The organism is Rhodococcus sp. P3_B8 (genome assembly GCF_056402775.1).
This window is the reverse complement of record NZ_JBFUGT010000005.1, coordinates 110,803-117,527: the sequence shown is the minus strand read 5'-3', so window position 1 is coordinate 117,527 and position 6,725 is coordinate 110,803. Positions and strand designations below refer to the sequence as shown.

The window sequence follows — 6,725 nt, the reverse complement described above, 5'->3', positions numbered from 1 at the left end:
GGTGGGCGATGCCGCAGGCGAATTCGACGACTTCCTGGCCGCGGGACACTTCGCCGAGGGCGTCGGAGACGACCTTGCCGTGCTCGGCGGTGATGATTTCGGCGAGTTCGCCCTTGCGGGCGTTGAGCAGTTCCCGGAATGTGAAGATCACCTGGGTGCGCTTGGCGAGGGAGGTGTCGCGCCAGGCGGGGAACGCGGCGGCGGCGGCGTCGATGACGGCGCGGGCGTCCTCGACGCTGGCGAGGGCGACCTGACCGGTCACGGCACCGGTGGCCGGATTCGTCACCGGAGCGGTATCGACGCGCGTTCCGGGGTAGGACTTGTTGTTGAGCCAATGCGAGATGACGGCCATGGGGTTCACTCCTGGGAAAGGTGGGGTGCCCACGAGTCTGCTGGGCAACAATGCCTGCGTCAACGAGTAAAATGGCACTTCGGACTGCACTTTTGCACGAGGGATGAGGGCGATGTTCACCGCAGACAACATGCGTTACCTCCTCGAGTTGTCGAGAACCGGCCGCCTCGCCGATGCGGCGAAGCGGCTCGGTGTCGATCACACGACCGTCTCGCGGAGAATCACCCGGCTCGAGAAAGACACGGGCACGAGACTTTTCGATCGTGGCGTGTCGGGGTGGCAGCTCACCGAGGCGGGCCGGCGACTGGTTCCCCACGCTGAGGCGGTGGAATCCGCGGTGCTCGCCGCTCTCGACGAAACGTCGTCCCTGGGCGGGCTGACGGGCACCGTCCGCATCATCACTCCCGACGGTTTCGGGTCGTTCGTGCTGGTGCCGGGGTTGGCCGCTCTGCGGTCCGAGCACCCCGACCTGTTCACCGAACTGGTCACGTCGACCACCCACGACCTGCTGACCGGGCGCGACTTCGACATCGCGGTCACCCTCGAACGTCCGTCGCCGCGGTCTGTCGTGGTCCGCAAACTGGCCGAGTACGACCTTCGTCTGTACGCGTCGCGGCGCTACCTGGACACACACGACCCCATCACGTCACTCGAGGATCTCCGGCACCACACGCTCATCTGGTACGTGGATGCGTTCCTGGACGTCGAGCCGCTGCGGATCCTCGACGCGCTGATTCCGGACTTCCAGGCCCAGATCCAGACCAACAACATCGCGGGCCACTACCAGGCCGTGAAGCACGGAGTCGGGATCGCTCCGCTGCCGAGTTACATCGGCGCGCTGGACGAGGATCTGGTGCCGGTTCTCCGCGACGACTTCATCGCCCACCGCACCTACTGGCTGGTGGTACCGCGGGAACTGACGCGACTCGCGCGGGTGAAGGCGATCACCGAGGCGCTCTACTCCATCGTCGACGGCAATCCCGAACTGCGAGGTGCAGCAGGGTAACTTACCGGTCCGCGGGGACGGGTCCGGCGCTCTCGCGGACGACGAGCTCGGTGGGGAGTGTGATTTCCCGTCCCGCTCCGCCGCCGATGATGTCGAGCAGCAGCTGCGCGGCCTCGCGGCCCTTGTCGACGAGTGGTTGCCGGACCGTCGTCAGTCCGGCGGCCCGGGCCGCGGGAATGTCGTCGAAACCGACCACCGACAGATCCTGTGGCACCCGGAGACCACGTTCGTGTGCGACGTCGATGGCCGCGAGGGCCAGCAGGTCGGAGGCGGCGATGACGGCGGTCACGGGACCGGCATCGAGCAACGTCTCGACGGCGGTGCGCGACAGTTCGTAGTCGAACCCGCCTGCTTCGACGACCACGGTGGACGACCACGGCACCGTGTATTTGCGGCAGGCGGACGCGTATCCGGCGAGGCGTTCCTTCATCACGTGATCTCGTGCGGCCCGGGTGCGGGCGGCGTCGACGGGCCCACCCTTGCCGTCGGGGACGAGCCGGTCGACGAGAAACCCGACACGGCGGTGCCCGAGCGACAGCACGTGCTCCGCGATCTCCTTGGCGGCCTGCCGATCCCGGATTCCGACCCGCGGCAGTTCGCCCGGATTGGGACCGTCGATCACGACGATCGGCAGCCGGCGGCTCATCGCCGTCTGCATTCCGGGGTGGCCGTCCGGCATCGCGTACGCGAGGAAGCCGTCCACCGCGCCCCGCACGAGCACGCCGGAACCCTCGGCCACCCGGGTCGACTCGAGTGGGCAGGGCAGCAGGGTCAGCGCGACCTCGGCGAGTTCACCAACCTCCGATATGCCTTTCAGCAACTGCGCGGTGGCCGGGTCGTCGAAGGCGTAGCGCAACGAGTCGGTGATCATCAGCCCCAGCGCACCGACCTGCCCGGTGCGGAGATTGCGTCCCGCGGGGTTGGGGCCGGCGTAGCCGAGTTCCGCGGCCACCTGGAAGATGTGGGCGCGCCGGGCTGCCGACAGCTTGTGGGGCTGGTTGTACGCGTACGAGACCGCGGCCTGGGACACGCCTGCCGCTCGGGCGACGTCGTGCATCGTGGTCACGAATGCCGATCCTCTCCGTCGCACGTTACCGAGCCCAGCTTATCGGCCGGACCGTGCGCGTCCCCCGGGTGTCAGCTCGCTCTGGCGACAACGGTGTCATCGTCGTCCTCACCCCGGTCGAGGAGAACGAGTGTGCCCATGACGTTGCGTGCCACCACCTGTTGGTCGGTGACCGTCATCTGTCCCCGCCACGACCCGAGGAAGGTCCACGTCCACGACATGAGCGTGGACAGCCGGCTCCGGAACCCGACGACGTAGACGACGTGGACGGCCAGCCACAGGATCCACGCCAACAGGCCCGCGAGTTCGATACCCCCGACCTTCACGACCGCGTTGAACCTCGAGATCGTGGCCATCGACCCCTTGTCCCGGTACCGGAAGGGAACGCGGTCGGGTGACGAGTCACGTCCTCGGGCGCCGGCCGAGATTTGCCGCGCCGCGTAGCGGCCACCCTGGATCGCGACCTGCGCCACCCCGGGAAGGCGGTCGCGCGCCATCATGTCTCCGATCACGAACACCTCGGGGTGTCCCGGCACCGTCAGGTCCTCGCGGACGGCGATCCGCCCGGCGCGGTCGAGTTCGGCGTCCGACTGCTCGGCCAGCTGCCTGGCCAGCGGGCTGGCTTCGACACCCGCCGACCACACCTTGCACGCGGATTCGATGCGGACGGTCTCGCCTCGCCCGTCCTTGATCGTCACGCCGTCCGCGTCGACGTCGGTGACGGCTGCCCCGAGCCGCACCTCGACACCGATCTTCTCGAGACGCTCGGCGGCGGTGGACCCGAGCCGGTCACCGAACGGCGGCAACACTGCGGACGCGGCGTCGAGCAGGACGATCCGGGCGTCGCGGGTGTCGATGTTCCGGTACGCGCCGACGAGGGTTCGGTGGGCCAGTTCTGCTATCTGACCGGCCATCTCCACCCCGGTGGGTCCCGCGCCGACCACCACGAACGTCAGGAGGCGGGCCCGCTCCTCGGGGTCGGTGGACAGCTCGGCGCGTTCGAACGCGCCCAGGATCCGGCCGCGGAGTTCGAGTGCGTCGTCGATGGTCTTCATGCCGGGGGCGTGTTCGGCGAAGTGGTCGTTACCGAAGTACGACTGCCGGGCCCCGGCCGAGACGATCAGACTGTCGTACTCGGTGGTGGTGGTTCCGCCCTGGTGGGTCGAGGTGATCCTGCGCGCGGTCAGGTCGATGTCGGTGACGTCTCCCAGTATCACCGAGGCGTTCGACTGTTTCCTCAGCACCATCCGCGTCGACGGTGCGATTTCTCCCTCGGACAGGATTCCGGTCGCCACCTGGTACAGCAGCGGCTGGAACAGGTGGTGGCTGGTGCGGTCGACGACGAGCACGTCGACGTCGGCGCGGCGTAACGCCTTCGCGGCGAACAGGCCGCCGAATCCGGAACCGATGATCACCACGCGATGACGTGCCTCGGTGCGGGCAGGAGTATTCATGACACGCTCTTCCCGGATCGCGTCTATCGCCATCCGCAGTACTGGTAGGGGTGAAGCGTGCCGCCCGACACGGGGTGTCGGGCGGCACAGTGGACACGACGCACCGGAGACTCGAATGTCGGTTCAGGATCCGGCGTGTCGCGAGATCACCTGCAGGACCGGCGACGCCGTTGTCAGCTGCCCTGGATGCGGGTGATCAGATCTGTGAGGTAGGTGTAGCTCTTCTTCGCGGCGTCGAGGCCACCGCATTCGACCGACAGGACGACGTCGTGGTCGGCGTCGTGCAGGGTCTTCACGATGCGTTCCCAGTCGATGACGCCGTCGCCGCAGGCGCAGCCGAGCATGCCGCGGACCTTGCCGCGCAGCCGTTTCGCGTCCTCGATACCGATGTCCTTGGCGTGCAGGTGCGTGACGCCGCCGACGATCTGCTCCAGCCWCTCGTGCGGGTCGTTCTCACTGAGGTAGCTGTTGCCGGTGTCGAGGTTGATCGTCAGCGCCGGGCTGTCGATCAGCGTCATGATCTTCTCGAGCCGCTCCGGGGTCGCTGTGTACTCGCCGTGCGTCTCGATCGCAATCTTGATGCCGCGCGGTTCGGCCACCTTCGCCGCCTCCTGCAGTGTGTACCGCATCAGCGTGTAGTTCTCCGCCTCGGTGGTCCACGTCGGCAGCGGCCCGTCGTCGACCATGATCATCGGCGAACCGACCTCGGCCGCGTAGCGGATCGACTGCTTCAGATAGTCGACGCTCACGTCCGGCTTGGCCAGCGGCGCATGACTGGACAGCGAGGAGATGCTCAGCCCGCGTGATTCGGCGGCGTCCCGCATGATGAGCGGGTCGTCGAGCATCGACCGGGTGTGGAAGTACCCGGCCGTGCTCAGCAACTCGCGGCCCCAGTAGACCATCGGCTCCACGTACTTGTAGCCGATCTCCGCGGCCTGGTCCATGGCCCAGTCGAACGACCCGTTCTCGAATCGGGCGAACTCCAGGTTCAGGCCGAGCTTGATCTCTCCCATGCCGGTCTCCGATCAGAATCCGCGTTGCGCGACGTAGTCGTCGCGGACCTCGCCGTGGTAGGCGGGAACGGTGATGTCCCACCAGCCGGTCGGGTGCATCTCGGTCCACGGCAGCTCGTGGGCGCTCATCGCCTCGATGATCACCGGGCCGGGTGTCGCGAAGGCGCGCTCGATGGCGTCGGCCAGCTTCTCCGGGTCCTCGACGCGCTCGGCGCTGCAGCCGAGTGACTGAGCGAACCGGGTGATGTCGGCGAAATACGGTGTCCCGTCGAGGTTTTTCCACCCGGAGATGATTTCGCGTTCCTCACCGAACAGGCTGATCTGGAGGTCCTTGATCGCCTCCCAGCCGCCGTTGTTGAGCACGACGATCACTAGCGGCACTCCGAGCATCGCGGCGGTCGCGATCTCGGTGCCGGTCTGGAGGAAACTGCCGTCGCCGACCATCGCCAGGACCGGGGTGTCCGGGGCGCCGATCTGCGCGCCGATCGCGGCGGGCACACCGAATCCGATGCCGGAGAAGCCGCCGGCCACGATGTTGGTCTTCGGGCCATAGATCGGGAACTCGTTGAACGCCTGGTTCGCGGGGTTGGACGAGTCGGTGACCAGAATGCCCTCGCGCGGAAGGGCCTTGCGGATCTCGACCATCGCCCGCGAGTTGGTCATCGGGAGGTAGTCGGTGGTCCGCATCGGCCGCAGGTGCTCTTCCCACTGCGCCTTGAGATCCTGCAGTTCGGCGAAGTAGTCGGTGCTGCGGTAGTCGAGGGCAGGCCCGAGGTCGGCGAGCACGTCGCGCAGCGCGGCGAGGGACGTTTTCGCGTCGCCGACGACGCCGACCTCGACCGGGTAGTTGCGGCCGATCTCGAAGCCGTCGATGTCGATCTGCACGAGTTTGGTGTTCGGGATGTCGAACGTGACGCCGGGGCGGTACGACGACGTGATGCGGTCGCTGAACCGACAGCCGACGGCGAGGATCACGTCGGCGGTGCGGGTCACGCCGTTGCCGGGGATCGAACCCATGTCGCCGCACGGCCACGCGTAGAGGTCGTGGTCGGCGGGGAACGCGCCCTTGCCCTGGAACGAATGGGTCACGGGTGCGCCGAGGTGCTCGGCGACGGCCATCAGTTCGGCGGCGGCCTCGGCGTGGATGACGCCGCCACCGGCCACGATGACGGGACGTTTCGCACCGGCGAGCAGGCGGGCGGCCTCGGCGATCACGGCCGGGTCGCCGGTCGCGCGGGTGGCGGGACGGCGGGCACCGGTGTCGGGGGTGTAGTCGCCGTACTCGGCCTGCAGGTCCTGCGGGATGTCGACGAGCACGGGTCCGCGCCTGCCCTCGTGCATGGTGTTGAACGCCTGGGCGAGCGCCACCGGCAGCTGTTCGAGGCGGCCGGGCTGCCACCAGCGCTTGACCACCGGCTCCACCATGCGGGGAAAGTTGTTGCCGTGCGGGCGGTCGATCTCCTGAAGCACCCCGCGGTTCTCCATGTAGGTGTGCACGGCACCGGTGATCAGCAGCATCGGCATCGAGTCGGCGAAGGCCGTCGCGAGCCCGGTGAGGGTGTTGGTCGCACCCGGTCCGATGGAGGTACAGATCGCGGCGATCTTGCCGGAGGCCCGGTAGTAGCCGTCGGCCATGTGGGCGGCGCCCTGTTCGTGCATGGCCGGCACCAGTTCGATCTCGTCGGCTCGGTCGACGAACGCGTCGAGGAGGGCGGTGTTGCCGTGTCCGGGGATCGCGAAGACCTTCTCGACTCCCTCGCGGATGAGGAAGTCGACGACCATCTGTCCGCCGGTGAATTTCTGTGTTGTCATCGAAGAGGCTTTCTGGGTGTGG

The 6,725-nt window shown here is 67.7% G+C and carries 6 protein-coding genes; 1 reads left to right on the top strand and 5 read right to left on the bottom strand.

What is annotated here, in order from left to right:
* A partial coding sequence (locus AC1D1G_RS04370; protein ID WP_477951334.1) for an aldehyde dehydrogenase family protein occupies nt 1-352 on the bottom strand: 352 nt, incomplete at its 3' end.
* Nucleotides 353-464: 112 nt separating this feature from the next.
* On the opposite strand from AC1D1G_RS04370, the gene AC1D1G_RS04365 reads away from it, so the two are divergent.
* On the top strand, nt 465-1,358 hold the full coding sequence (locus AC1D1G_RS04365) for a LysR family transcriptional regulator (protein WP_317570271.1): 894 nt from the start codon (nt 465-467) through the stop codon (nt 1,356-1,358).
* 1 nt (nt 1,359) lies between these two features.
* Here the strand turns inward: AC1D1G_RS04365 and AC1D1G_RS04360 are convergent, their stop codons facing one another.
* From AC1D1G_RS04360 to AC1D1G_RS04345, 4 genes are all read right to left on the bottom strand, one after another.
* Entirely contained in the window at nt 1,360-2,424 is a 1,065-nt protein-coding gene (locus tag AC1D1G_RS04360) for a LacI family DNA-binding transcriptional regulator (RefSeq protein ID WP_349307431.1), read from the bottom strand.
* Nucleotides 2,425-2,495: 71 nt separating this feature from the next.
* Nucleotides 2,496-3,878, bottom strand: coding sequence for an NAD(P)/FAD-dependent oxidoreductase (locus AC1D1G_RS04355; RefSeq protein WP_477951333.1), 1,383 nt, complete (start codon nt 3,876-3,878; stop codon nt 2,496-2,498).
* Between the two features lie 173 nt (nt 3,879-4,051).
* A complete protein-coding gene (locus AC1D1G_RS04350; RefSeq protein WP_477951332.1) occupies nt 4,052-4,891 on the bottom strand; it encodes a sugar phosphate isomerase/epimerase family protein in 840 nt (279 codons plus the stop codon).
* A 12-nt stretch (nt 4,892-4,903) separates the two neighbouring features.
* Nucleotides 4,904-6,703, bottom strand: a complete 1,800-nt coding sequence (locus AC1D1G_RS04345; RefSeq protein ID WP_477951331.1) for a thiamine pyrophosphate-binding protein — start codon at nt 6,701-6,703, stop codon at nt 4,904-4,906.
* Between the last annotated feature and the right edge of the window lie 22 nt (nt 6,704-6,725).